The sequence below is a fragment of the Erwinia sp. PME.40.26/001 genome (assembly GCF_055556675.1).
Genome location: NZ_JBVHNP010000287.1, coordinates 1 through 255, shown reverse-complemented (window position 1 = coordinate 255; position 255 = coordinate 1). Strand labels below are relative to the sequence as shown.

Here is a 255-nt window from a genome sequence, read left to right as displayed (position 1 = left end):
TCGGTGGTCACGCTCTCTTTAAGGGTGGCACCGTTGGTTGCCGACAGGCTGACCGCCGCATTGCCCACCGGGTTACCGTTCGCGTCCTTCACCGTTACCGTCATCACATCCACGGTGCCGTCCGCCGGAGCACCCGGGCTGGCAGGGACGACCGCGCTCACCTTCGCGGTGCTGATGTCCGCCGTGAAGGTAACGGTCGCGGTCTGGCCCGCATCCTTCCCGCCGGCCACCTTCGCCGTTACCTTCACCGCACCG

At 67.1% G+C, this 255-nt stretch carries 1 pseudogene; it reads right to left on the bottom strand.

Annotated elements, in window-relative coordinates:
* Positions 1 to 255: pseudogene (locus ACZ3HG_RS24215) on the bottom strand (Ig-like domain-containing protein); the annotation flags it as partial.